Source organism: Maricaulis sp. D1M11 (assembly GCF_047308265.1).
Lineage (GTDB): Bacteria > Pseudomonadota > Alphaproteobacteria > Caulobacterales > Maricaulaceae > Maricaulis.
Map to the genome: position 1 here is coordinate 1 of NZ_JBKQWY010000030.1, position 218 is coordinate 218.

Sequence of the window (218 nt, forward strand, 5' to 3'; positions counted from 1 at the left end):
CTTCATCGACAGTGGTGAGGGGAACGCCGAACTGTGTCCAGTCATGTGTGGTGCGGCTGTATTCCTCACGCACCAGTCGGCCGCTGACATCATAGCGGAAGGTGCGATCCACGCCTGTTGTATCCCCAAGGTCGGTGAGGCCGGTGGTGGTCTGTTCCAGCCGCCCGCCCGCACCATAGACGTGACGGGTGATGCGCTGATCGCCATTGCCCGCGCCA

General features: G+C 62.8%; 1 protein-coding gene. It reads right to left on the reverse strand.

What is annotated here, in order from left to right; all coding sequences use genetic code 11:
* A partial coding sequence (locus RMQ97_RS15510) for a hypothetical protein (RefSeq protein ID WP_413661806.1) occupies positions 1-218 on the reverse strand: 218 nt, incomplete at both ends.